Annotated in this window: 31 protein-coding genes; 9 read left to right on the forward strand and 22 right to left on the reverse strand. The window is 42.8% G+C overall.

The window, feature by feature from the left end:
- Positions 1 to 44 precede the first annotated feature (44 nt).
- On the forward strand, positions 45 to 1,121 hold the full coding sequence (gene alr / locus ACYX4W_RS05940; protein WP_476074967.1) for an alanine racemase: 1,077 nt from the start codon (positions 45 to 47) through the stop codon (positions 1,119 to 1,121).
- Positions 1,122 to 1,559: 438 nt separating this feature from the next.
- Here the strand turns inward: alr and ACYX4W_RS05945 are convergent, their stop codons facing one another.
- From ACYX4W_RS05945 to ACYX4W_RS05960, 4 genes are all read right to left on the reverse strand, one after another.
- Entirely contained in the window at positions 1,560 to 2,273 is a 714-nt protein-coding gene (locus tag ACYX4W_RS05945; RefSeq protein WP_476074968.1) for a YitT family protein, read from the reverse strand.
- 233 nt (positions 2,274 to 2,506) lie between these two features.
- Positions 2,507 to 2,818, reverse strand: a complete 312-nt coding sequence (locus ACYX4W_RS05950; protein ID WP_179982234.1) for a hypothetical protein — start codon at positions 2,816 to 2,818, stop codon at positions 2,507 to 2,509.
- Positions 2,819 to 2,906: 88 nt separating this feature from the next.
- Positions 2,907 to 3,296, reverse strand: a complete 390-nt coding sequence (locus ACYX4W_RS05955) for a VOC family protein (protein WP_476055081.1) — start codon at positions 3,294 to 3,296, stop codon at positions 2,907 to 2,909.
- Positions 3,297 to 3,341: 45 nt separating this feature from the next.
- Positions 3,342 to 3,596: a Rho-binding antiterminator gene (locus tag ACYX4W_RS05960; protein WP_476074969.1), complete on the reverse strand. Its 255-nt coding sequence runs from the start codon at positions 3,594 to 3,596 to the stop codon at positions 3,342 to 3,344.
- 343 nt (positions 3,597 to 3,939) lie between these two features.
- On the opposite strand from ACYX4W_RS05960, the gene ACYX4W_RS05965 reads away from it, so the two are divergent.
- The 4 genes from ACYX4W_RS05965 (at position 3,940) to ACYX4W_RS05980 (ending at position 8,304) form a co-directional block, all read left to right on the forward strand.
- Positions 3,940 to 5,058, forward strand: coding sequence for a hypothetical protein (locus ACYX4W_RS05965; protein ID WP_476074970.1), 1,119 nt, complete (start codon positions 3,940 to 3,942; stop codon positions 5,056 to 5,058).
- A 19-nt stretch (positions 5,059 to 5,077) separates the two neighbouring features.
- Positions 5,078 to 5,875: a substrate-binding periplasmic protein gene (locus ACYX4W_RS05970; protein ID WP_476074971.1), complete on the forward strand. Its 798-nt coding sequence runs from the start codon at positions 5,078 to 5,080 to the stop codon at positions 5,873 to 5,875.
- A 180-nt stretch (positions 5,876 to 6,055) separates the two neighbouring features.
- A complete protein-coding gene (locus ACYX4W_RS05975; protein WP_476074972.1) occupies positions 6,056 to 7,327 on the forward strand; it encodes an NRAMP family divalent metal transporter in 1,272 nt (423 codons plus the stop codon).
- A gap of 509 nt (positions 7,328 to 7,836) precedes the next feature.
- The gene (locus ACYX4W_RS05980; protein ID WP_476074973.1) at positions 7,837 to 8,304 is read left to right on the forward strand and encodes a hypothetical protein; all 468 of its coding nucleotides are present in this window, start codon (positions 7,837 to 7,839) and stop codon (positions 8,302 to 8,304) included.
- Between the two features lie 11 nt (positions 8,305 to 8,315).
- Here the strand turns inward: ACYX4W_RS05980 and glyA are convergent, their stop codons facing one another.
- On the reverse strand, positions 8,316 to 9,572 hold the full coding sequence (gene glyA / locus ACYX4W_RS05985) for a serine hydroxymethyltransferase (protein WP_476074974.1): 1,257 nt from the start codon (positions 9,570 to 9,572) through the stop codon (positions 8,316 to 8,318).
- A 247-nt stretch (positions 9,573 to 9,819) separates the two neighbouring features.
- Here glyA and ACYX4W_RS05990 point away from each other — a divergent pair, with 247 nt between their 5' ends.
- The gene (locus ACYX4W_RS05990; protein WP_474808937.1) at positions 9,820 to 10,677 is read left to right on the forward strand and encodes a LysR family transcriptional regulator; all 858 of its coding nucleotides are present in this window, start codon (positions 9,820 to 9,822) and stop codon (positions 10,675 to 10,677) included.
- 77 nt (positions 10,678 to 10,754) lie between these two features.
- Here ACYX4W_RS05990 and ACYX4W_RS05995 read toward each other — a convergent pair whose 3' ends face one another.
- From ACYX4W_RS05995 to ACYX4W_RS06030, 8 genes are all read right to left on the reverse strand, one after another.
- The gene (locus ACYX4W_RS05995; RefSeq protein WP_474808935.1) at positions 10,755 to 11,084 is read right to left on the reverse strand and encodes a zinc ribbon domain-containing protein YjdM; all 330 of its coding nucleotides are present in this window, start codon (positions 11,082 to 11,084) and stop codon (positions 10,755 to 10,757) included.
- A 24-nt stretch (positions 11,085 to 11,108) separates the two neighbouring features.
- Positions 11,109 to 11,564 carry a GNAT family N-acetyltransferase gene (locus ACYX4W_RS06000; RefSeq protein WP_476074975.1) on the reverse strand — a complete coding sequence of 152 codons (456 nt, stop codon included), beginning with the start codon at positions 11,562 to 11,564 and terminating at the stop codon, positions 11,109 to 11,111.
- Positions 11,565 to 11,616: 52 nt separating this feature from the next.
- A complete protein-coding gene (locus ACYX4W_RS06005; protein ID WP_476074976.1) occupies positions 11,617 to 12,045 on the reverse strand; it encodes a GNAT family N-acetyltransferase in 429 nt (142 codons plus the stop codon).
- Positions 12,046 to 12,122: 77 nt separating this feature from the next.
- Positions 12,123 to 12,557: an energy transducer TonB gene (locus ACYX4W_RS06010; RefSeq protein ID WP_474853476.1), complete on the reverse strand. Its 435-nt coding sequence runs from the start codon at positions 12,555 to 12,557 to the stop codon at positions 12,123 to 12,125.
- 119 nt (positions 12,558 to 12,676) lie between these two features.
- A complete protein-coding gene (locus ACYX4W_RS06015) occupies positions 12,677 to 12,961 on the reverse strand; it encodes a hypothetical protein (protein ID WP_476074977.1) in 285 nt (94 codons plus the stop codon).
- An 82-nt stretch (positions 12,962 to 13,043) separates the two neighbouring features.
- Positions 13,044 to 13,340, reverse strand: coding sequence for a hypothetical protein (locus tag ACYX4W_RS06020; protein ID WP_476074978.1), 297 nt, complete (start codon positions 13,338 to 13,340; stop codon positions 13,044 to 13,046).
- Positions 13,341 to 13,896: 556 nt separating this feature from the next.
- A complete protein-coding gene (locus tag ACYX4W_RS06025; RefSeq protein WP_474853482.1) occupies positions 13,897 to 14,124 on the reverse strand; it encodes a hypothetical protein in 228 nt (75 codons plus the stop codon).
- Positions 14,125 to 14,517: 393 nt separating this feature from the next.
- A complete protein-coding gene (locus ACYX4W_RS06030) occupies positions 14,518 to 14,757 on the reverse strand; it encodes a hypothetical protein (RefSeq protein ID WP_476074979.1) in 240 nt (79 codons plus the stop codon).
- Between the two features lie 226 nt (positions 14,758 to 14,983).
- Between ACYX4W_RS06030 and ACYX4W_RS06035 the strand changes: the two genes are divergently transcribed.
- Positions 14,984 to 15,226, forward strand: a complete 243-nt coding sequence (locus ACYX4W_RS06035) for a type II toxin-antitoxin system ParD family antitoxin (RefSeq protein ID WP_014978218.1) — start codon at positions 14,984 to 14,986, stop codon at positions 15,224 to 15,226.
- The gene (locus ACYX4W_RS06040) at positions 15,223 to 15,525 is read left to right on the forward strand and encodes a type II toxin-antitoxin system RelE/ParE family toxin (protein WP_476074980.1); all 303 of its coding nucleotides are present in this window, start codon (positions 15,223 to 15,225) and stop codon (positions 15,523 to 15,525) included. The genes ACYX4W_RS06035 and ACYX4W_RS06040 overlap by 4 nt, the downstream gene beginning before the upstream one ends.
- A 104-nt stretch (positions 15,526 to 15,629) precedes the next feature.
- Here the strand turns inward: ACYX4W_RS06040 and ACYX4W_RS06045 are convergent, their stop codons facing one another.
- A complete protein-coding gene (locus ACYX4W_RS06045) occupies positions 15,630 to 16,244 on the reverse strand; it encodes a DUF6988 family protein (RefSeq protein ID WP_476074981.1) in 615 nt (204 codons plus the stop codon).
- Positions 16,245 to 16,274: 30 nt separating this feature from the next.
- Positions 16,275 to 16,877 carry an AbiU2 domain-containing protein gene (locus tag ACYX4W_RS06050; protein WP_476074982.1) on the reverse strand — a complete coding sequence of 201 codons (603 nt, stop codon included), beginning with the start codon at positions 16,875 to 16,877 and terminating at the stop codon, positions 16,275 to 16,277.
- A gap of 135 nt (positions 16,878 to 17,012) precedes the next feature.
- Here ACYX4W_RS06050 and ACYX4W_RS06055 point away from each other — a divergent pair, with 135 nt between their 5' ends.
- Complete coding sequence (locus ACYX4W_RS06055) at positions 17,013 to 18,167, forward strand: IS110 family RNA-guided transposase (RefSeq protein ID WP_476073587.1); 1,155 nt, start codon at positions 17,013 to 17,015, stop codon at positions 18,165 to 18,167.
- A gap of 416 nt (positions 18,168 to 18,583) precedes the next feature.
- Here the strand turns inward: ACYX4W_RS06055 and ACYX4W_RS06060 are convergent, their stop codons facing one another.
- From ACYX4W_RS06060 to ACYX4W_RS06090, 7 genes are all read right to left on the reverse strand, one after another.
- Positions 18,584 to 19,006, reverse strand: a complete 423-nt coding sequence (locus ACYX4W_RS06060; protein ID WP_476074983.1) for a hypothetical protein — start codon at positions 19,004 to 19,006, stop codon at positions 18,584 to 18,586.
- A 106-nt stretch (positions 19,007 to 19,112) separates the two neighbouring features.
- Positions 19,113 to 19,544 (reverse strand): hypothetical protein, encoded by a 432-nt coding sequence (locus ACYX4W_RS06065; protein WP_476074984.1) that lies wholly within the window; start codon positions 19,542 to 19,544, stop codon positions 19,113 to 19,115.
- Positions 19,545 to 19,568: 24 nt separating this feature from the next.
- The gene (locus ACYX4W_RS06070; protein ID WP_476074985.1) at positions 19,569 to 19,715 is read right to left on the reverse strand and encodes a hypothetical protein; all 147 of its coding nucleotides are present in this window, start codon (positions 19,713 to 19,715) and stop codon (positions 19,569 to 19,571) included.
- 349 nt (positions 19,716 to 20,064) lie between these two features.
- Entirely contained in the window at positions 20,065 to 20,496 is a 432-nt protein-coding gene (locus ACYX4W_RS06075; RefSeq protein ID WP_474859897.1) for a hypothetical protein, read from the reverse strand.
- On the reverse strand, positions 20,474 to 20,755 hold the full coding sequence (locus tag ACYX4W_RS06080) for a hypothetical protein (RefSeq protein ID WP_476074986.1): 282 nt from the start codon (positions 20,753 to 20,755) through the stop codon (positions 20,474 to 20,476). Before ACYX4W_RS06080 ends, ACYX4W_RS06075 begins: the two co-directional genes overlap by 23 nt.
- A gap of 274 nt (positions 20,756 to 21,029) precedes the next feature.
- Complete coding sequence (locus tag ACYX4W_RS06085; protein ID WP_474806479.1) at positions 21,030 to 21,326, reverse strand: hypothetical protein; 297 nt, start codon at positions 21,324 to 21,326, stop codon at positions 21,030 to 21,032.
- Between the two features lie 156 nt (positions 21,327 to 21,482).
- Positions 21,483 to 21,941 (reverse strand): nuclear transport factor 2 family protein, encoded by a 459-nt coding sequence (locus ACYX4W_RS06090; RefSeq protein WP_476074987.1) that lies wholly within the window; start codon positions 21,939 to 21,941, stop codon positions 21,483 to 21,485.
- Positions 21,942 to 22,042 lie beyond the last annotated feature (101 nt).

The raw sequence follows: 22,042 nt of genomic DNA on the forward strand, positions 1-22,042 counted from the left end.
CTTTATATGTTTCCCCATTAAACATTTAAGGAACGTGTTTTTCAGTGAGCCGACAAACGCAAGCTATTATTCATGCTGACGCCATTTTACATAATTTCAAAGCTCTTGCCGCTTTAGCGCCATCTAGCCAATCTATGGCGGTGGTGAAAGCTGATGCCTATGGTCATGGAGCCGTAAATGTGGCGCGTATTCTTCAGCATGTTTCTTCGCGTTTTGCTGTCGCTATTATCGAAGAAGCTATTGCCCTTCGCGATGCGGGAATTACCGCGCCAATCGTTGTTTTAGAAGGGGCTCATCAGGCAAAAGAGTGCCAAATGGCGTTTCAGCATAACTGTATTTTGGTTATGCATTGTGAAGAGCAGCTTGCATGGTTAGAGCAATGCCCTGAACAGCAACGCCCGCATGTTTGGCTTAAAGTGGATAGCGGCATGCACCGATTGGGTTTTGCCCTTTCCGATATCGAAGAGATTGCTGCTAAATACAACCACTTACTCAGCGAGCAAACAGTGATTGCTACACACTTTGCGTGCGCTGACGATATAAACAATAATTTTACTATCACGCAAATCGAAGCGTTTAATCAAATAGCAAATATATTGGGCTTACCTACTAGCGTGGCTAACTCTCCGGCTACGGTAAATTGGCCGGCAAGTCGAAATGCGTGGAACCGGTTGGGAGTGGGCGTTTACGGTGGTGCGGTTTCAACCTCGCAAAACATTGATGTTGAAATGTATCCAGCCATGACCCTTCGCTCAAGCGTACTGGCTGTGCGAACTATACCCGCAGGCGAGGGGATCGGGTACGGGCAAACCTGGGTGGCGAATAAACCCAGCAAAATTGCAACCGTAGGTATTGGTTATGCCGACGGCTATCCAAGGCACTGCAAAAACGGTACGCCAGTCATGGTTAGGGGGAAGCGCGCTTATTTGGCAGGCCGCGTATCTATGGACATGATCACCATTGATGTGACGCATATCGACAATGTAGCTGTGGGCGATGAAGTAGAGCTTTGGGGACAGAATGTATCTATTCAGGAAGTTGCAGCCAATGCAGACACTATCGACTACGAATTAATGACGCGAGTTTCTCAGCGAGTACCGCGCATTGTGAAATACCTTTAGTTTTCAACACTGTGCCAGTTTGAGCAATCTTTATATAAGTTTTAATAAAGCACTATTCATTAAAAGAATGAGACTTTTACCCCTAATTTGGGCTTTACTGTTGTGGCTTAGTTATGGGATTGCGGCGAATATTTCGCCTCCAACTGTTCTGAGCATCAACTCATAAGTGAGGTTTGTATGCGTACTTCGTTTTCTCGTCCGAGAGTGAATCGTGGAGTAGTTAGTCGACCGTCAAGACCTGTTCAAAAGAAGCAATAGGTTTGCTGTAGGCGTCAAGGAATACAAATAAAAGATACAATAAAGCCCGGTTAGGTTTGCCTAACCGGGCTTTCTATTAACTACTTATATGAACGGTTAAGTACTTTCAGCTTGCCAGTATCTGTTTAGACGCCCAAGCCTTTAAACCTAAACGTAAAACCTTAGGCGCTGACTACCAACTTAGCCGTTTTGGGCGCGAAGCTCGCTGTCTATGCTGCTGTGCTCATTGCTATCCACACGCTTCGCGTCAGCCTTTTTTGATTCTATTTTAGCCTTGTCTGAACTGTCTTCTCCGGGTGCCGGGAAGTAACGCTCTGGTCTATGGTTAAGCGAAATAACCATATTTAAACAAAACGCCGCGAGTATCGAGATGAGCACTAATGGCCACGAAATAAAAAACAGCGCGCTAAGCAATATGCAGCTATCAACAGTTAACTGGAAAGTCCCAGCTCTGATATTAAAGCGTTGCTGTAAGTAGAAGGCCATAATACCAACGCCACCTAGGCTAGAGCTGTGACGGAACATCATCAGCATGCCTACACCAATTAAAATTCCGCCAAATACCGCTGCGAAAAACGGGTTAACGTGGCTGATATCTACAAATGCTGGAATTTGCTCGGTTAATACCGAAACAGTGGTTACAGAGATAAACGTATTGATGGTGAAACGTTTACTAATTTGCGTCCACGCTAGGGTATAGAAAGGTAGGTTAATCAAAAAGAATAACAAGCCGAAGTCCATGTCGAAAGCATAGGTACCTAATAGCGCAAGACCTGCCGCGCCACCTACCATTAGGTCTTGAGACTGAAAAAGATATACGCCAAAAGCAACAAACAAGCCGGCGCTTATCAGGGCGAAAACATCCTCGACGACACTGTGTTTTGTTTTTTGCATAAAAAAGAGTTTGCGTTAAGAAGACACTGCGTAATTATACGTTTACAGCACATTCGGTGACAGCAAGATGAAAAGTTAAGTCGGTGCGATAAAAGTAAGAAGGTAAGTTTGCCTTTACGACTTTTAGCGCTTCGGTGAATAAGGTGTTGCGGCGATGTAAACGTTGCACCAAGGTGGTTCAGCTTTATGGCTACAAAAGCTTAATGCGTTCCTAATATTTGAAGGTTGAATGATTATTCCACAATAGAGAACACCACAATATCTTGCTTATTAAATTCTACACTGCACTTCATGATACCTAAGTGCAGTGGACTATATGCTTCAATCTTGCTGCCATTTGCTACAAACTCAGTATCCCACAACAATAAGTCTGCGGTGTTAAGCTGGCGTTCAACGCTTTTTTTCGACACCCCTGGCGTAAAGTTGTCGCAAAGAATAATGACCTCACGTCTTGCTTCAATCCAGTAAAAGGTAGTGGTGATCAACAGTGCTATCGCCGCTATTGCAACAACATCTGCAATAATAGAACGTTTCATGGCCTGCACGTTTTACTTCTCCTCTACGTCTTTACTGTGGGTGAATAAACCTTGTGATACAGAATGCGCTATAAGCAAGGTGCACTTGTATAAAGTGCTATTCAGTGGTTTGGATCAAATCCCACTTATTGCCGAACTTATCTTTAAAGATGGCTACCGTACCATAAACTTCTTCACGGGGAGTTTCTAAAAACACCACGCCTTTACTTTGCATTTCGTTAAAGTCGCGCCAAAAGTCATCGGTATTTAAAATTAAAAATACTTTGTCTGCGGCTTGGTTACCAATAAGCGCTAATTCAACGTCGTTTTTAGCTTGCGCTAGCAGCAAGCTGGCTGAACTGTTTGGCGGCGTTACTAACACAAAGCGCGAGTCTTCACCGGTTGCTTTATCTTCAGTTAAGGTGAAATTTAAAATCGTTGTGAAGTACTCAATTGCGTTGTCGTAGTCGTCTACAAAGAAGGTAATCGCCGAAAGGTGTTGTGTCATAAATGTGGTTCAGTTCAAAATGGTTAAGTGAACTTGGCATACTACCTAAAAGCTCACCGAGCTGAAATGCGGGTTATCAGTTATTGCATGAAGTTGAGCGATTTCATTAAGGGCAATGTTTTCTACATTACCGTTAATGCGCATTTGTATACATTCTGTTGGCGCGTCATTGCGTTTATCTATAACTGTATTTAATGCCTTACCGTTTTTTAGTTCCCCACTTTTTAATACAGCGCTTAACTCAAATTTATACATGCAGGCTATTTCTATGTAGTCATAAAGCTGACAGGCTATATTCACAGGTTTTCCTATAATTGCTTTTAAAGCGTTGCTCAAATTTTAGATAAGCCCTGGCGTTCACGGCAAAAACTTCTTTATTTACCGTACATTCATTCCACTTCACTTTAAACATTCGACTGCCAATGTTTAAATGCCGCCGCCTATCGGGGCGGCGGAATTTCTCAACTTAAGTCTCAGAAGTCAGACCTTAACAAATGATCTTTTTTTAAGGTTTGCTCAGTATTGTAAGTACTGAAGGATTTATTTTGGTGCAAAAAATTCCTGAGCGCTTAAACGCCCCTTTACTCATTAGAGGCAATTTATAGCAAAGGGTTCCCGCCGAAAATTCAATACAGGAACAGTAATGAACAAGCTACTATCCGCATTTTCTTTAGTTTCAATTGCTACATGCGCTTCGAGCGGCGTAAAAGCCGACGAACTCCCCTTTAATTTAAGCGGTCACGTAAGGGTTAACTACGGACATCAAGATTGGCAAATTCCCGAGTTTAGAGATGGTTTTGAGTTTGAATCATTCAAGCTTGGCGTATCCGGCGAGTCGGACCAGTTTAGCTATAAAGCAGAGTACCGCTGGTACGAGAACACTGATTTTGATACCGTTCGCTTCGCTGACCTTACATATCATTTTGACGACCAAACCGAAATTACCGCAGGTATAACGCAAACCCCGTTTGGTCTACAGCCCTTTGCCAGCAACAACTTTTGGTTTTCAGTTAACTACTATCTTGGCTTCGAAGACGACTACGATGCTGGGGTCAAAATTAATCACGACTGGGGCAAATGGGATTTTCAAGCCGCTTACTTTATGAACGATGAGTACAATGACGCAGCTGAGTTTGGTCGTTACTCATTTGATGTGGCAGATGACGGGGAATACCGAAATAAAGAAGACGGGCAGTACAATCTACGTGCTAACTACTCAGCGAATTTTATTCGCGGTGCGACTACCGATATCGGTGTGTCGTATCAGTACGGTAACATTCTAAACTTAGATACATTAGACGATGGTGATATGAATGCTTATGCCGTTCATATGCGTCATACCCAAGGTGACGTAAAAGTTGAGCTACAGTATATCGACTATGAATACGACCTGGCTGCACCTGAAGGGCAGGCTGACGACCGTATAGCACTATCGTCTTTTACTTTTCCATTTCTGGCGGCTGCTGACGGCAAAACTTATTCAGCAAACCTCGTGTACTCGGTGCCCTATAAGTTTGCGCATATAGAATCGCTTACCTGCTATTCAGAATACAGTGTTGCCAAAGGCGAAGGAAATGAAGGGAAAAACTCTTCTCAGTGGATAAATGGCTGTAGCTTTGGCTGGGATAAATTGTTTGTATATGTAGATAGTATCCAAGGCAAAAATATGTGGTTTTCAGGCGGCCCCGGCGTTGGGCTAGACTTAGGTGGTAGACAAGAAACTACCCACCGGTTGAACATCAACCTTGGCATTTACTTCTAACCAATAACAGGACTTTGACATGCGATTACTACTTATAGCGACATTGATACTAGCGCTAATTCCAATGCAAAGTTTTGCCCATTCATGGATGAAACTGCGTATAGCGACCACAGAGTATGCGCCTTACACGTCAACTGAAATGCAGCACGAAGGTTACATAAACCATATTATCGCCGATGCGTTCAAAGAGACGGGCGTTGTGGTGGAGTTCGTATCCTTACCGTGGGAAGAAGCGTTAGAAGCAACGCTAAAAGGTGAATACGATGCGGTTTCTTACGGCAACTTTGTACGCTCTCGAGAAAGTGAATTTTTCCATAGCAACCCGATAAGCGCAGAAAGCTTGGTGTTCTACGTTAACGCCGACAAAGGCCCCGATAGCTGGAATGACCTTAGCGATATGCAAGGTCTAAAAATGGGGATCACAGAAGGGTATTTATATAACGATGAGCTTGCTGCCTTTATTAAAGACAATGAAAGCGTAGTGGAGCGCGAGACTGATAAAGCGAACCTAGAAGCGCTAATAAACGGTGATATCGATGTTTTCCCCATTGATGAACTTACCGGTTGGTATTTGCTACAGCGAGATTTCAACAGTGGCGACCGTCGTGATGTCATGCCTATTAAACCTTTTATCTCTACGGTAACCACGCATTTGTTAGTGCCTAAAGGGCAAGGCGATAGCCAGCTTATTTTGTCTTTATTCAATAAAGGACTAGAAGAGCTAACGTTGGAAGGTAAACTAACTCGCTTCAAGCGACTGCTAAAAGAAGGTTATTATCAGCACCCGCAAAAGAAGGTAAATTTCGACCGACGCTAACACACAACCGTGTTCTAAACGCGTGCTAATCCACGACTTTTCAAATTGAAAAAAGGTTGCGAACCAAACGCGGTTCGCAACCTTTATTCATGCTGCTTTCTCATCACTTAGTGTCTTTTCTGCTGATTACTAAACTGATATGGTTAACGGCTATTTTCTAATGCCCATTTAGAGGTTGCCTTGTCGTACTCAGCTGAAACATCCTTCCTTGCCCGCGTTATCGCCTTACTAAAATTACTCGGTCCTGGTGTGCTTATGGCAACGGCGGCGGTAGGTGGAAGCCATTTGGTGGCCTCAACTCAGGCGGGCGCAAAATTCGGATGGCAGTTAGCGCTTCTCATATTGGTGGTAAACCTACTTAAATACCCGTTTTTCAGGGCAGGCGTAAGTTACACCATCAGCACGAAGCAAACCCTGCAGCAAGGCTATTTAGAGATGGGTAAACGCTACCTAGCCATTGCCTTGTGCTTAAATACTATCGCATCGGTAGTCAATGCTGCGGCACTGTTACTGTTTGCAGCAAGTTTATTGTCGTATTTTATTCCATTTGATATAGCTATAGCGGTGTCTGCCTCAGTAGTTTTAGCGCTCATATTACTGATTTTACTGGCAGGGCATTTTGAAGGGCTCGACAACATTGCCAAAGGCATAATGGGCGTGCTTGTGGTGGCAACCATAGCAGTGTTTATCGTTGCACTTAGTAATTATGCTGCTACAACGGTGCCTGCCGAAGAGCAGCCTTCGCCGTGGACGCTCGCCACGCTCGGATTTTTGGTGGTAACAATGGGGTGGATGCCTGCACCTATTGAAATATCCTCTATTACTTCTCTTTGGTTAAAGCGTCAGTGCAAAGGTCAAGCGGTGACCCCGAAGTCGGCCCTTTTTGATTTCAACTTGGGCTATGCGGTAACGGTATTGCTTGCCCTGTTATTTTTAGGGCTGGGAGCATTAATTCTGTATGGCAGCGGCACAGAGATCAGCACTAGTGGTATTGGCTTCTCTCATCAGCTTATAAGCATGTACTCGTCAACCATCGGAGAGTGGGCGCATCTGCTTATCGCGATAGTGGCATTTCTATGTATATTCGGCTCGGCGCTAACGGTATATGACGGCTACGCGCGAGTGGTTGCCGAAGCAATTGCGCTATTGTTTAACAAGGATAAAGCCGCCCGAAATACACTTGTGACACCAGTATTACTTTTCATGGCAATATTCAGCTTTATCATTGTACTCTTTTTTAAGTCTGCTCTATTGGCCATGCTAGGCTTTGCGATGACGTTAGCTTTTGTAACCACGCCAATGTTCGCTTGGCTTAATCATAAGCTGGTGGCACAAACTAAGCTGCACCCTGATGCCGCGCCTAATAAGGTAGTAAAGTTACTTAGTTTGCTAGGCCTAATTTACCTGTTTGGGTTTCTTTTGGTATTTGTTTGGTGGAAGTGGTTTAGCTAACGGCTTACCCCAGAACATAGCCTCACTCGCCACCACCTTTGCCAGCCGGTTACTGCTATTGCTAGCCGGCCCACTTCAGCAATTTAATACGAATCTTTTGAAAGCGCCTAAAGACATGAGAACCCCTCGGTTAGTGCTTTATTTCTTCAAGCAGTAGTAAATTAGTTTAATTACTTATACCAATCCGTATAGATTATTACCCACTCAGCGAGATTTAAAATGTTCGTAATCGCGGCGTGTTACCGAAGGTATAGTGGCTCTACATCAAGGTGACACAACAAAGAGTACGGACATTTTAAACTCGCCCTTCGGGAAGGTCTGGCAAGCTTCCTAGCTTCATTCTGGGAATTTGAAAGGGAACAGCCATTCCTGCATTCCCACGCTTCGCTAGAAAGCTTGCCAGCGCCTTCTGAGTGGGCAATTATCTATGCGGATTGGTATTATATCCAAGTATTCATTTAAGACTCATCTATACTAAAAGCGACGCTGCTAAAGGAGTGGGCTATTCGGTGCGTATAGTAAAATTATTTCCAACACTACATTCAGGTAAATACATAAGCTTTGTGTTGCTTTGCTTCGTGTGTATGACAATGTGGGGATGCACAAAAGACGAGCCGAAATCCATACAATGGAACAATGCCTATGATATTGAAAGGGAGCTTCACCTTTTAGGGCAGCAGGATGACCCGAGAGAAATTTATAAGCGTTTGCAGGGCATTAAACAGCAAGCATCGCTTCAGCTATCCCAGCTTCGCAAGACAGGGCAGCACGACCCACTATTTACCGAATGGCTAGAGTCATTAAGAATAAGTTTGTCGCTAGCGCCACTGTATAGCAACACAATCGAAACCTGTGACGTGTGGCAAAATGCAATGGAAGAAGCATGGGGCGTTCAAACTATTGAGTTTAACGAACGAGCTAAACTCGTGTGGCGGGTAATGGTCGCTACCTGCAACGCACGAGTTCGCTCTTTGTAAACCGCTAGGTTTTACTGAGTGTAAACAGGGCGAGCAGCAGTTAGCGTAGCAACCTTATCTTTAACTTGCTGAATAAGATTATTGTCTTCAGGTTCCGATATCACATCGCAAATCCAGTTAGCTAACTGGGCACAATCGTCTTCGCTAAAATTACGAGAAGTCACCGCTGGCGTACCTATCCGAATGCCACTTGTAACAAAAGGCGACTGTGGGTCGTTAGGCACAGTATTCTTATTAACAGTAATATTCACACTATTTAAGATAGCGTCTGCCTCTTTACCCGTCATTCCCTTACTAACCAGACTTAGTAAAAACATGTGGTTGTCAGTTCCGTTAGATACCACATCAAATCCACGCTTCATAAATACGTCTGCCATAGCGCGTGCATTGGTAACCACTTGCTTTTGATACGCTTTAAATTCGGCTGTCATGGCTTCTTTAAACGCAACAGCTTTAGCCGCGATAACGTGCATCAGCGGGCCGCCCTGAATCCCCGGGAAGATAAGTGAGTTAAACTTCTTTTCAAGTTCAGGGTTTGACTTACACATAATGAGCCCGCCGCGAGGGCCTCGTAGTGTTTTGTGGGTAGTGGTAGTAACCACGTGCGCGGCGTTAATTGGAGAGGGATAGACACCCGCAGCCACAAGACCCGCAACGTGTGCCATATCTACCAGCAAATACGCGCCTACACTATCGGCGATGTCTCTAAACTTTTGCCAATCGACAACGCGAGAATAAGCTGAAAACCCTGCCACAATCATCTTTGGATTATGCTCTTTAGCTAACGCTTGTACTTGGTCGTAGTCAATTTCACCGGTTTCGGTGTTTAACCCATATTGAATGGCGTTGTATAGCTTTCCTGAAAAATTAGGTTTTGCACCATGGGTTAGGTGACCGCCGTGATCAAGACTTAACCCGAGTATGGTATCGCCAGGGCTTAGCAGTGCCATGTAAACCGCAGTATTCGCTTGCGAACCAGAATGGGGCTGAACATTTACATAATCAGCTTCAAACAGGGCTTTGGCTCTGTCGATAGCAAGCTGTTCAACTTTGTCCACAGCTTCACAGCCACCGTAATAGCGCTTACCCGGATAGCCTTCTGCATACTTATTCGTTAGCTGACTACCCTGCGCCTGCATAACGGCTTTGCTTGTGTAGTTCTCTGAAGCAATTAGTTCAATGTGATGTTCTTGGCGCTCGTCTTCTTGCGCAATAAATTCGGCAATATCTGGGTCTTGCTGGTTAATGTTTTGGTTTAGCGTATTCATGCTGCCTCCTAATTTTCATTGTTGTGTATTCGATACTAGAAGTGCAAAATGAATAAATAAAATTAATAAAAAATATGGCATTATAATTTTATTAAATGCCTGCGGCTGCACTTTTGGCACAACACAGCACAACACAGCGCGTTTGTGTTTTGTCTGTAGAAAAGTGGCTAATAGACTAAGCCTGTAAACTTTGTTGGTGAAAGGTCAGTGTATAGTTGACGCTATAAAGAAGGTGTAAAGCAAACTAATGAAGAACTTGTCCATAGATTTCCTACGCTCGTTCGTGCTTATCGCACAGACGGGAAGCTATACACAGTGCGCCGAGCAGCTGCAACGGACACAACCTGCAATAAGCCTTCAAATTAAAAAACTAGAAGAAATGATTGGGGAGAAGTTATTTTCTCGCGACAAAAATCGTTTAGCGCTTACCGGCGCTGGTAGTCGCTTGTTGTCATATGGTGAGAAAATAGTAGCCCTTAATGACCAAGCTATGGCTGAGTTCGGTAAGCCTCAGGTGACCGGAAATATTAAGTTAGGTATTCCCAGTGAATTTAGCACCACGCTTATGCCTAAAATCATTCGGCGGTTCACACAAACTTACCCGGAAATATCGCTGGAAGTGCATTGCGCGCTAAGCAAAGATTTGTTGAGCGAACCGCTGAAAAGCCAGTTCGACTTAATTTTGTCATTACAGGAAACACCAGATCCACAGCAGGATGGCTTCATCATCTCAGATCAACTGGTATGGGTAGGCAGTCAGCGCTTTGTTAACAGTGTGCCTGCTAAGCTCCCTATTATTGCAGCCCCCTCACCGTGTATTTATCGCAAACGCGCCACTAACCTTTTATCCGCAATCAAAAAGCCGTGGCAGGTGGTATACACCATTGCAGATTTAAACGGTATTCAAACTGCTATTAATGAAGGGCTAGGCATTACGGTACTGGCAAAAAGCTCAGTACCGTCAGGATTACACATTTTATCTAATTCAGAAAACTTGCCCGAACTTGGACATGTAGGCGTTTGCTTAGTTAACCCTCAGAAAGTGTCATCTAAAGCGATTAGCCTGCTCACTGAAACCATTACTAATGAGGTCGCTAACTTCTAAAGTGTTATTTAGCTAGTGCGCCCTATGCGCTAAATGATAAGCGCGCTAAGAGGTGAGGGGTTTTAAAAAAGTGCTGACTATGCCTTTTTAACAAACTGCGCGGTAAGCATCATCTCACCTGCACCATCTACTTTACAATCTAGCTGGTGGTCTTTGGCATCTTTCACATGACGGATAACCGCTTTGGTACCAATTTTAAGTACCAGCGAACTGCCTTTTACTTTCAAATCTTTTGCTAACGTTATCTTGTCACCGGCAACTAACGGCGTACCGTTATAATCTTTTGCAGAGACTTCTTCTTCAACATCGTTCGGGTTCCACTCGTGTCCACATTCGGGGCAAATAAGTAGAGACTGGTCTTCGTATACATATTCTGATTGGCAATGCGGGCAAGGAGGTAACGACATGTGGAATTCTCTTAAAATACTAAATTAAAGCGCTCGGGTCATAAAGTGGCTGTTGGGATCGATTGAATAACTGCCAAATGGACCGCAATCAACAAAACCAAACTTTTTGTATAGGGTTCTGGCCGCTAAAAAGTAGTCTTGCGTTCCTGTTTCTAAACTTACCGAACTAAACCCTTTCATTTTCGCATGTTCTAGGGCAAAAAGTAATAACTGAGACGCCACACCACATCCTCTGAAGGGCTTTGCCGTTCGCATAGATTTTAGCTCTGCGCTATGTGTATCAAGGGCTTTAATAGCAACACAACCCGCAAACTGTTGCTGCTTCCAACCACTAAAAAAAGTAATGTTAGGCGCTTTTAGTGCATTAACATCTAGTGCGTGCACGCTCTCAGGTGGCGATGTAGCATACATATCAGACAAATGCTCTTCTAAAAGCGCTAGCACTTCTCCTCCGGTGAGATCGTCAATAATAATCTTCATGTGCTTTGGCCTTTAGGTATATTCTGAGTAGACGGCGGTACAAGCCTGTTTGTTAAGTGCTTAAGGGTTTAGTCATGTTAAAAAAGCGGTCGTCTTCACTTTTAACGACAAATCCCACTTTTTTATAAAGCGAAACTGCAGGGCTAACTTTGAATACTCGTAGTTCAAGCGAGTTAGTATTGGCCCCTAACGCAAGTCTTTCGGCTTCTTCAATGGCAGCACGACCTATGCCTTTGTTTTGTGCACTCGGTATAACTTGGAGATCGCGCAATATACAGGTGTTATCTTCAAACTGTAGGCGCATAACACCCACTGTTTGGTTGTCTAATTTAATGTCGTAGTTGACTAGTGCAGCCGTAACCTCTAACACTTTTTCAGTATTCCACTCGGGAGCGAATTTTGCGTAATATTCTTGCATGTTCGCAAAGGTAAATTCGGCTGCTCGCTGAAGGTTTGTAGTTCGAAAGAAAGTAATTTTCATAGTTATAACTACACCTCAAATTCCTCTTTTACTACAAACTCAAACATAACGATAAACATCGGTATATCCTCCAGTCGCTATTCGCAAGCCATTGCGGCTTGTTTCTTACACTTTGAAATAGATTCAGCCTCTGTATTACCACCCATGCAGAAATCTAACCTCAATAGCTTTTCTTCGCGGGTCGGAGATTTGCTTTTAGCCAATGTCCACTCCCAATCTTGAATAACTTTCGTTACCGGCTTAGAAATAACCTTTTTAGGTACTGAACTTATAAGCTCAATGCTTTCGGTCAAGCCATTTTCGTCCACTATTACTTTAAATACTCCGCAGCCAACAATGCCTTTTCTTGCTAATTCAACGGGGTAGCGTGGCATAAACTGCTTTTCTCTCAACCAAGTGGTTTCAGTAATTGTTGGCTTTAGATGTGTTAACTCCACAGAAGCATAATTAACTGCTGCGAGTGTGCCTGTAGATAAAAAATAGATGACGAAGAGTAAATTCTTATAGTTCATAAAACCTTCCTTAGTGGGTTCAAAAAACATTCGCATAAAAAACTCAAATACGGCTTCTATGGACAGAGCGATGGGGCGAAGTCTAATGTAGCGTGTCAGTTTACGAAGAGACTTTATTGTTACGTGCGTGCATTGTCAGACCCACAGACAAATGTTTCTTCACCCAGGTGGTAGACATTATTGATAGCTACATATGTGCCAGAAACAACACCCGTTATGGGGAGTAGTACAAGGCCACTAATTGAATAAAAGGTATTGGTATCCTTAAATCCATTAATAACTTTAAGGGTTTTGCGGTCCGATGATATCTCACACTTGTTCACTTTAGCCGTATCGGTTTCTGGAACGACTACACAAGCACTAAGCAAAGGCATGCTTAAAATTAATAATGCGAGTAATTTCACCAAATAATTCCTTTTATCTCTCGTCACACAGATTAGCACATATTTTCGCCTAGCCCACAAAGAGGGGGAACTAGGCTCTTTGTTATGCATACATTATTGAGCCAGCACACAAAAGTAAAAAAGCGCAAAGAAAATATTTACTACTCACTGAGTTGAAGCTTACATTTTGTTTAAACCAAACCTTTACTGGCATGGTTAACATATACGGAGATAACAACAATCCGCGTAATAAACATAAGACGCCCAATGTCATGGTGATAGAACCGAAGTTCAGTGTCTTAGTGTTTTGGTAAGCGACTGCTTCTATAAGAATTACGGCTGCCATAGCTACTTTGATTAAAATTACAGCCCTTTGGACTTTAATTGCTTCGTATTCCATTGCGAATAAATCCTAATAGTACTTATAACATCCACTAAGGGGCAGTTATGTATAGATTGAAGATCTCTTAACCATCTAACATAGTGCGATGAATTGAGACTATAGGATCTTCCTTATACAGCTAATGCCCCGCAGAACTGATTTGATATGTAGCCTTCTATCCTTGAGTGTATTTTTGTTCGCAAGAAACAACCGCAGCGCACAAGCCGCTAACAACTAGAAAGCAAATAGTAGCGGAAAATGTGCCTATGCTAACGAATAAACAAGTTTCTCTAACTCTAGGGTCGACAACAAAAGCTGCGCCCCATAGTAGAACAGTAAAAAAAGAGAATATATAAGCGAAAATACCAAGAGCTCTAGCTGCGAATAAAAGAGTGGGTAGGTTTACAGTTTGCATCGTTTGGTAAGGGTAAAGTTTCATAAAAAGTCCTTCTACATAATGCAAAAATTCATAGCCACATAGCGTTTAAATAACGGGCGTAGGCGTGTGGGGCATAACGGGGAAACCGCCCCACGAGTATATTTCCCCGCTTGCGAAACGAGTGTGTCGATTGCTTTATTTCGGTGCATTCATGAAATGACCGTTTTCTTCTACATCTTTCTTAAGAACCAAAACAATTAAAAATATTAGCGATAGGGGCGGGATAAAAGCCGTGAAAAAACCAATCACGGAGGTTACGACAGGTGTGGTGGTTTTACGCTTTCCGAGATAATAGCCAGCTACAGTCATGAGTATTGCTAAAACGATTATGATTTGACCGAAAAGTGTCGCGTTGATATTCATAAATAATTCCTTCTACTTGTGATAATTTTGGTAGTACATGACTACCAATAACGGGCGCAGACATGTGGGCTGTAATGCGAAGCAGGCTACGTATCTGCGTCCCAGCGAACGCTGTGAGCAAATTACAGCGGCTTGTAATATGCCCTTTGATTCGTTACCCAGTAACTTTGCTTTGTTTTAGTTCTTGAGATTTCTCAGTGAACCCTTTGTTAGCACCTTCAACAAATGGCTCTGCGCAGAGAGATAGGAAAAGACAAAATGAGCCAAGTAACATCATATTCCGGTTATTTTTCCTATAGCCGAAACTGATAAAATAAACAAAAAAGATAAAGAGAATAACTTCAAAATAAAACATCATAATTCCTTTTTTTTGCAAATGATGTGATGGGCACATTACTTCATCGCCTTTTCTCGTGCTTTGATTCTTTGAGCCAAATGCTGTGGCAAAGAAGAGGTTACTTCTTTTTTATCACTGCTATTTTTAATGCATAAAACAATGCCGGCAATGGGAGGCAAAAATAATCCAAAGAAGAACCAGAGCCAAGCATCACTGCCAGTCTCTTGAGCCCAGTATGCGCAAAAAATACCAAATAAGAAACTGACCATGCCCTGAGTTGCAAAATTATGTTCCATTTAAATAGGATCCCTTTCTTAAATAATGAAAATGATTTTTGGGGTTAACCAAGAAGTACCTAACTTTTAAATAACGGGTATAGGTATGTGGGGCATAATAGCGAAGCCTTCCCAGATGTATGCGCCCCAGCGAACCTGCGAGCGGCTTAATGTGATTGTTATGCGCTATTGACTTACAACGCGCAAGTACCATAATTAGGTATATATTGGTACTTGGAGAAACCAGATGGCTAAAAACACCAGCATTACCCTTGGAGACCATTTTGATGGCTTTATTGCTAGCCAAATTCAAACTGGTCGGTATGGTTCAGCAAGCGAGGTGATTCGTTCAGCTCTTCGCTTGCTAGAAACACAGGAAACCAAATTAAACACTCTGCGTCAATTACTTGTAGCAGGTGAAGAAAGCGGCGAAGCTGAATACGACCTTGAGCATCTGATATCAGAACTAGACGGTGAATTAAAAGAGTGAAACCGGTTAAGTTAACCGTACTAGCAAAATCAGATCTCAAAGATATTGCATTGTTTACTCAAAGGAAATGGGGCCGACAACAGCGTAATGTATATCTTAAACAATTCGACGATTCATTTTGGATGTTGTCTGAAAGTCCTGATATTGGTAAAAGCTGCGACGAAATAAGAGATGGATACAGAAAATTTCCTCAAGGTAGCCATGTTATTTTCTACAAACAAACGGGCAGTCAGGAAATTCTGATCATTAGAATCCTTCATAAAAGTATGGATGTAAATCCTGTACGCTTTGGCGCATAACTTTTCAATAAGGGGCGCTAACACATGGGCTAAAATTAGGAAAGAAGTGACGCAGCCCATGTGTTAGCGTCCAAGCGAGCGAAGCGAGAGACTTAAGTGGTTTGTTATAAGCCATCATTATAGAGATCTTTTAGCATGCGATTTGACGATATAATCTGCACAATTTCTTCTTTAGGCACATGTTCATCGACGTGCAGAAGCATTTCAAGTAACGTTTTAAACGCTAATAGATTTGATAAATTAAGCATTGAGTCAATTAATTCGTCACTATAGTTTGGGGAAATATTCCCATCTTTAAAACGTCTCCCGAGTTGTGGGGCTCCAGTGTGCGTAAAACCACACAATTGCGACCAGAACTGATTCTTAATTAAAAGGTTATCTTCCCACGCAGATACATTTTGTGATTTAAGTTCACTAAGAATACGTCCAAATTTTTTGTTTAGTTTGTCATTGTAAACATCATCTATTTCTACATCGGTTGCACAATGGAAATACCACGTTCCTTTGATAAAGGATTCAAACTGTGACCGTAATAAAGCGATCGAGGAACCATAATTTTTCTTTTCACAAAGAATCAAAATTGCATTGTGATATTCCAAGCTAGAAGATAGTGATCCTACGGCACAAATTTTACGGTTATCTAAGCTAAACCCTTTATTTGCCAATAGTTGGTCAATACTTTTTGAAAGACTGTCTGTTTCTATCAATGTTTGATTCATGGCTTATAACGCCGCAAGAAGGGACGCGCTTTAGTGCGTCCCTCTTGCTTGCCTTGTTATATTTTCAATATTTTTTAGAAAATTGGTACCTATACCATTACGATGAACATTGCCGTCTGTGATTGGCAAACTTTGCTCACCTCGCTCTTTGGCTACTTTAAGACGTACACCAAAGAACAAGGCTCGTGACAAACGAAGAATACGTAAAAGCACTTCTGTTTCTAGATTATGCTTGGGGTGGTCATTCTCACCTGTAAGCGTTGCTTTGTCATTGTGCGCCAGTACGAGATCCCTGTAGTCTTTTACGTTTGATGATGCCTTGATTGCAGCTATTTCGTCTCTATGGTGTTGTAGCTCTTGATCAATATAGCTGGCATATTTCTTTGCAAGGTTATACTGACTTAGATATTCATAGGTGGCTTCTGAGGTTTTGTAATTCTCGCCATCGTATAACAGACGCGCCAATGACATCACGATATCGTTGTGTAGCGATCGCTGTATTATTCTGGTTGCTTCAGAGGATAACCCAGAAATTATTTTTATAGTCTCTTGTTCACCGTAGATTTCATCATAAAAATATACTGCTGTAGTAAGCCTATCTAGCTCTACGATGAACCTGTCCAGATCTAGCATTCATTGCTCCGATGCTGACGAAATATAGACACAATGACTCCCTGTAAAAGTGCTAGCCCCCGCATTTTCGTGGGTTAACTTTTCAGCCAGAGCCATAATTAGTTTGTTCAATACTAAATCAATTTGGAGGCTAGCATGAACAAACATAGCATGATTTTTATAGGGTTGGATACGCATAAAGAGTTTCATGAGGTTGCTTATTGTGAAGAACAGCGAGGTGCAGCCCCGGTTCATTATGGGCGCATTCCCTCATCTAAGGTCAGTGTCAAAAAGCTGCTCCGCCAGTTTGAATCTAAATACCCTGGTGCAACACTTCACGTTGTTTACGAAGCAGGGCCATGTGGTTATTGGATTTATCGTCTCATTACCAGTCTTGGGCATTGTTGCTATGTAGTTGCTCCGTCTCTTATTCCCAAAAAGCCAGGAGAGCGAATTAAAACCGACCGCCGAGATGCGCTTAAACTCGTTAGGTCGCTAAAGTCTGAAGACCTTACACCCATCTATGTGCCCGAACCGGAAGATGAAGCTGTGCGGGATTTATCTCGAGCTCGAGAAGCCGCAATGAAGGATTTAAAAGAAGCAAAGTATCAACTCAAAGCCTTATTACTTCGCAACAACATACGTTATGAAGGCACTGCCAACTGGTCGAAGAAGCATCTGCGCTGGCTCACCGAACTTATTTTACCTCATCCAGCCCAGCAAATTGTCTTGCAGGAACAACTGCAAACCATTGAGGAACGTATCCTGCGACTGGAAAGGCTCGACAATGAGTTAACCCACCATGTACATCAATGGCGTTATTATCCAGTAGTGAAAGCCGTTCAGGCGATGCGAGGCGTTCGATTGCTCGTTGCTGTTGGTGTGGTGGCAGAGCTCGGTGATTTACACCGCTTCGACCATCCTAGAAAGCTCATGGCTTATCTGGGCTTAGTTCCCAGTGAACAATCATCAGGTGGAAAGCGACACTTAGGCGCCATTACTAAAGCGGGAAATGGAAGAGCAAGGCGTTTACTGATTGAAGGTGCACACAGCTATCGTTATCCGGCCAATGTCTCTACCGAATTACAGTTAAGGCAGGAAGGCTTACCTAAAGACATCGTTGATATTGCCTGGAAAGCACAATTGCGTTTGTGCAAACGCTATCAGCGCATGAGTAAAAAGGGAAAACACTACAATTTAATTATTACCGCAATAGCTAGAGAAATGGCGGCATACATCTGGGCTATTGCAAAGGAAGTGGTACTTACACCGGTTAACCCAAAACTAAGACTGAGCCGAGTACCTGCATGATAAACGAGTTTGAGCTAACGCATTCGGATCAGGCCGCGGAATGTGGCACAACCTACGAGGGCGTTATGATGGCAATCACTTATTCGTGATTGACCCACGAGCATAGACTGATGAGAAGGTGCTACGGCGGAACACGTAAGGTCAGCTCTGCTTATTCAATGAATAAGTAATCTACGAATACCAGCATACCAACCGACGACATTACTGCCTCATCCGGTGCGTTAGCTCATTTATTTTAAGTGAGAAACAAAGCTAATTATGGACTGAAAGAATGTCAGGGATGCACTCGCTCAGGGTTGACAAAGGGAGTCATACCAACGCTCCAATATGGGGCGCATAAATGCTTGGCTATAATCAGCGACGAAGGAGCGCAAGCCAAGCGTTTTGCGTCCATGCCATAATTGGCTTGTTATAACTCACCTTTCGATTAGCCAATATACTAAGGCTGAGAAAGGAACAACCACCATACCAAAAGTTAATAATCCTGCACTTGTTTGCAGTACACTGTTAATTGAAGCTGCACCGCCAATTAGGTAGTTGAAAGCTAGAGCAAAAAATAAAACAGAAACCAAGACAGAACAAGCACCAGAAATTAGCAGTTTGGGGAAAATTGTCACTCTCAGTTTTTTAAACAATATTTTAAATGTGGGGTAGCCTAAAACTGAAGCACAAATAGCCACACCGACCGCAAAAACAAGCGAAAAAAAGAAGACAGGTATCAAAGCCAGAGTCATTTCGCTTTCAATAATAGCGACCACAACTGCGGATGCTATAAAAGCCAACCAATAGCCTGTAATCGCTGAAACAATATATGTTGAAAATCTAGGCTGAATGTCCATGTGAGTCATAACACCCACATAAGGGGCAGTAACGCGTGGGCTAAAATCCGAGCGAAGCGACAGAGCCCACGTGTTACTGTCCCAGCGAAGCGACTTAATGTGTTTGTTATAATTTTCTATTATAGACTTCCTCTGCGCCCTTTGGAGCGGGCAATAGAAGTTTCCCCTCTCTGATACAGAATGTATTTTGTTGTATATCCAGTGGTATTCTTGTGTCTTCAAATTGAAGGACAAAGCAGCCTTCATCATCCGGTGGAGTTATTAGCGAGAAATGAGTTCTTATGGGGTTTCCTCTACTTGGATAAACAGAATATAGGCCGTCAGATATTACTATTTCCTGACTTTTTAATATCTTTGAGAATTTATGAACTTCTTCTTCACTCATTTCTGAACTTTCAAAGCTTTCAATTGTTTCTGCCTTACTGAAAATCCAGTGTCCAATAAATTCATACTCTGTACTCTTGAGAGTCTTCCCAATCGTATAGCTGCTATATAAAATTAGGCTAACCGAGATAACTGTAAGAAACGTCCTTTTCATTAAATTTACCCCTAAATTATAACGCTAAGCTAACGGGCGCAAACGGAATGCAATAATGCCGAAGGCGCATTGCGTTTGCGTCCCAGCGACCGAAGGGAGCGAGTTAAGCGCCTTGTTATGCGTTTCACTGAACGAGCGCAGCTTTGCTGCCTTGTGCCGAGATGTGTCCACAACAAACTCCCTTTAGCTGATACATCCAGACTACCTGATGGGTTGCGATACTGACAAGATCTTGTTGGTAGTTTGGCACTTGAAAATAAACAAAAGCGATGAACAGGGCTACCACTGAAACGAAGTTGCTGATAAAAAAACAATGCTCATTTTTAACAGTAAAACCAAAAACAACAAACGGCTAACGACAACGAAAAGTAGTTGCTGTTTGACCACGAAATGAATGCATTATTCCAGTAAGACCAAGACGCATAACACCTAAATATGGGGCACAAACAGGCAGGCTACAATGGCGAAGCCGCCTGCCTGTTTGTGTCCCAGCCCGCCTGCGGGCGACATAATTTTTTTGTTAGATGACAACTGATACAACCTCGTTTGATTGGTTAATGAATTCTAACCCTTCAAAAACTCTAGTTTGTTTCGTCCATTTTGATGTTACTTGGACAGGCATTGCCAAAGCATGGGCCTCTAGAAACAAGGAGGAGCTTTTGATATCTCCATCTGTTGGCTCTGCCATACCCCGCCAAAAAGATAATGAATCGTTGTTTATAACGACCGAAAATGATTCTGAGCCGTCAAACATCCCAAGCTGCCTTTTACCATTTGCGAAAATAAATTCGGCTAATTCTAGCTCGATAGTTTCTGCGCAAAACTCAGGGTGAGTATTTGGGATGACATATTCAAAAGCATCGTACCCCAACTCATCGTTATGGTAATAACACCAACGATGCTTTATGAGGTCATCTAATGAAATATCTTCAATTCGTATTGGTTGACTCATATCCCTTGTCATCTAACATTAAGCTAAGCGGCGCAGTTGCGTGGGGCATAATGGCGAAGCCGCCCCGCGTAAATGCGTCCGAGCGACCGAAGGGAGCGGTCTTAAGCGCCTTGTTATAAGCAAAGCCAGTTCCTTTGGTCTGTTTAAAAACTGTTAAAGCCAGCATACGATTGATTGTTAACACAAACAAGCAAAACGACTGAGCAGTGATGGTTTTGATTTGACTGGAGCAAGCTGCCATTTGAACTGTCGAACGCATTGGCGCTTGTTGACGTCAAATAACAACTTGGCGACAAAGCGCCTAATGCGCAACCTTTGAATTGAACGCGGCGGATTTAAACCTGCCACAAGCTAGAGCGATGTTAATGAAAACAGGTGAGGGTAGTTTTACTGGGGTTTTTATAAAGCCAAACGCAGTTTAGGCTGACGCCTTATAACTTCCAAATATGGGGCGCAGACACGTGTGCAATAATGGCGAAGCCGCGCACGTGTTTGCGTCCCAGCGAGCGTTAGCGAGTGCCATAATTTGTTTGTTATGCACGTGCATGACACAGACCTCCATAGCTTAATGCAATAAACGAAGATGTTGTTGCAATAATTGCGACCAAAAGAACTGGCCTCCATTTGGCTCCAACCGAGTTTAGCCCCTTGGAGCTCAACAGAATGTGAAAAGGACCAAGAATTTCGATATACCAATCAAATTTTTCTTGTTTTCTTTCGTTTGAGAAAACTGCGAAAGCACTGAAAATTGTTAGCAATATCCCTAGGACTGCGATTAAAAAGGCAGCTTGTTCAAAGAAAGTATGACAATTGCTAAATTTAATCGACATTAAAAACATAAATTCCTTTTAAGAAGACTCTGTAGTGCATAACGCTAAGCTTTGGGGCGCTAGCACGTGGGCTAAAATCCGAGCGAAGCGAGTCAGCCCACGTGTTAGCGTCCCAACGACCGAAGGGAGTGCCAACAGCGTTTTGTTATACACACATTAACCGTGATGCCTGCGAATATGCGTAATCAACTTATCTTCATTGAATTCTAAGGTTACTATATTTACAGAGCTGTAGGTTATATCTTTGTCTAAATGACTTGGCCTGACTTTTCCTGACTCAGTCATCTTTATAATGGCAACATTTCCCCCAGTCATCATTTCGTTTATAACTATTGAACTGTAGTAAATTTTGTCCCTCATTTTGGCAATCATACCTTCACGTAAAGCGGACTTTTCCGTAATCATTACATTAAACTTCACATGTTCATCGACGAATTCGTCTGCAATTAGGCTAATAAAGGCATCAATATCCTGAATTGTAGAATCAGGTTGCTGTCGAGCATTTTTGACTTCCACAAACTTTGTGGCTAGTTGCTCCAGTTCTCCCTCAGAAAGAGCTGCATTGGCAACAAACGATAGAGGTAAAAAGACAAATAAAAGTAAGAGCTTATACATAATCTTCCTTGTGTGTATAACACCCCGCTTAGGGGCAAAAACACGTGGGCTATAATAACGAGCGTAGCGAGGACAGCCCACGTGTTTTTGTCCCAGCAAGC

This window comes from Alteromonas sp. ABH4_454 (assembly GCF_056311775.1).

What these genes read in the sequence shown, in the direction of transcription:
- ACYX4W_RS06080 (WP_476074986.1), bottom strand. Translation starts at nt 20,755, where the DNA reads ATGCGTTCGACAGTTCAAATGGCAGCTTGCTCCAGTCAAATCAAAACC.
- ACYX4W_RS05995 (WP_474808935.1), bottom strand. Translation starts at nt 11,084, where the DNA reads ATGTCGTTACCTCCTTGCCCGCATTGCCAATCAGAATATGTATACGAA.
- ACYX4W_RS06030 (WP_476074979.1), bottom strand. Translation starts at nt 14,757, where the DNA reads ATGGAACATAATTTTGCAACTCAGGGCATGGTCAGTTTCTTATTTGGT.
- ACYX4W_RS06025 (WP_474853482.1), bottom strand. Translation starts at nt 14,124, where the DNA reads ATGAATATCAACGCGACACTTTTCGGTCAAATCATAATCGTTTTAGCA.
- ACYX4W_RS06045 (WP_476074981.1), bottom strand. Translation starts at nt 16,244, where the DNA reads ATGAATCAAACATTGATAGAAACAGACAGTCTTTCAAAAAGTATTGAC.
- ACYX4W_RS05965 (WP_476074970.1), top strand. Translation starts at nt 3,940, where the DNA reads ATGAACAAGCTACTATCCGCATTTTCTTTAGTTTCAATTGCTACATGC.
- ACYX4W_RS06035 (WP_014978218.1), top strand. Translation starts at nt 14,984, where the DNA reads ATGGCTAAAAACACCAGCATTACCCTTGGAGACCATTTTGATGGCTTT.
- ACYX4W_RS05970 (WP_476074971.1), top strand. Translation starts at nt 5,078, where the DNA reads ATGCGATTACTACTTATAGCGACATTGATACTAGCGCTAATTCCAATG.
- ACYX4W_RS06000 (WP_476074975.1), bottom strand. Translation starts at nt 11,564, where the DNA reads ATGAAGATTATTATTGACGATCTCACCGGAGGAGAAGTGCTAGCGCTT.
- ACYX4W_RS06050 (WP_476074982.1), bottom strand. Translation starts at nt 16,877, where the DNA reads ATGCTAGATCTGGACAGGTTCATCGTAGAGCTAGATAGGCTTACTACA.
- ACYX4W_RS06075 (WP_474859897.1), bottom strand. Translation starts at nt 20,496, where the DNA reads ATGAGTCAACCAATACGAATTGAAGATATTTCATTAGATGACCTCATA.
- ACYX4W_RS06065 (WP_476074984.1), bottom strand. Translation starts at nt 19,544, where the DNA reads ATGAAAAGGACGTTTCTTACAGTTATCTCGGTTAGCCTAATTTTATAT.
- ACYX4W_RS05990 (WP_474808937.1), top strand. Translation starts at nt 9,820, where the DNA reads ATGAAGAACTTGTCCATAGATTTCCTACGCTCGTTCGTGCTTATCGCA.
- ACYX4W_RS06010 (WP_474853476.1), bottom strand. Translation starts at nt 12,557, where the DNA reads ATGAACTATAAGAATTTACTCTTCGTCATCTATTTTTTATCTACAGGC.
- ACYX4W_RS06055 (WP_476073587.1), top strand. Translation starts at nt 17,013, where the DNA reads ATGAACAAACATAGCATGATTTTTATAGGGTTGGATACGCATAAAGAG.
- ACYX4W_RS05955 (WP_476055081.1), bottom strand. Translation starts at nt 3,296, where the DNA reads ATGACACAACACCTTTCGGCGATTACCTTCTTTGTAGACGACTACGAC.
- ACYX4W_RS06060 (WP_476074983.1), bottom strand. Translation starts at nt 19,006, where the DNA reads ATGGACATTCAGCCTAGATTTTCAACATATATTGTTTCAGCGATTACA.
- ACYX4W_RS06090 (WP_476074987.1), bottom strand. Translation starts at nt 21,941, where the DNA reads ATGTATAAGCTCTTACTTTTATTTGTCTTTTTACCTCTATCGTTTGTT.
- ACYX4W_RS06005 (WP_476074976.1), bottom strand. Translation starts at nt 12,045, where the DNA reads ATGAAAATTACTTTCTTTCGAACTACAAACCTTCAGCGAGCAGCCGAA.
- ACYX4W_RS05945 (WP_476074968.1), bottom strand. Translation starts at nt 2,273, where the DNA reads ATGCAAAAAACAAAACACAGTGTCGTCGAGGATGTTTTCGCCCTGATA.
- glyA (WP_476074974.1), bottom strand. Translation starts at nt 9,572, where the DNA reads ATGAATACGCTAAACCAAAACATTAACCAGCAAGACCCAGATATTGCC.
- ACYX4W_RS06085 (WP_474806479.1), bottom strand. Translation starts at nt 21,326, where the DNA reads ATGTCGATTAAATTTAGCAATTGTCATACTTTCTTTGAACAAGCTGCC.
- ACYX4W_RS06020 (WP_476074978.1), bottom strand. Translation starts at nt 13,340, where the DNA reads ATGGAATACGAAGCAATTAAAGTCCAAAGGGCTGTAATTTTAATCAAA.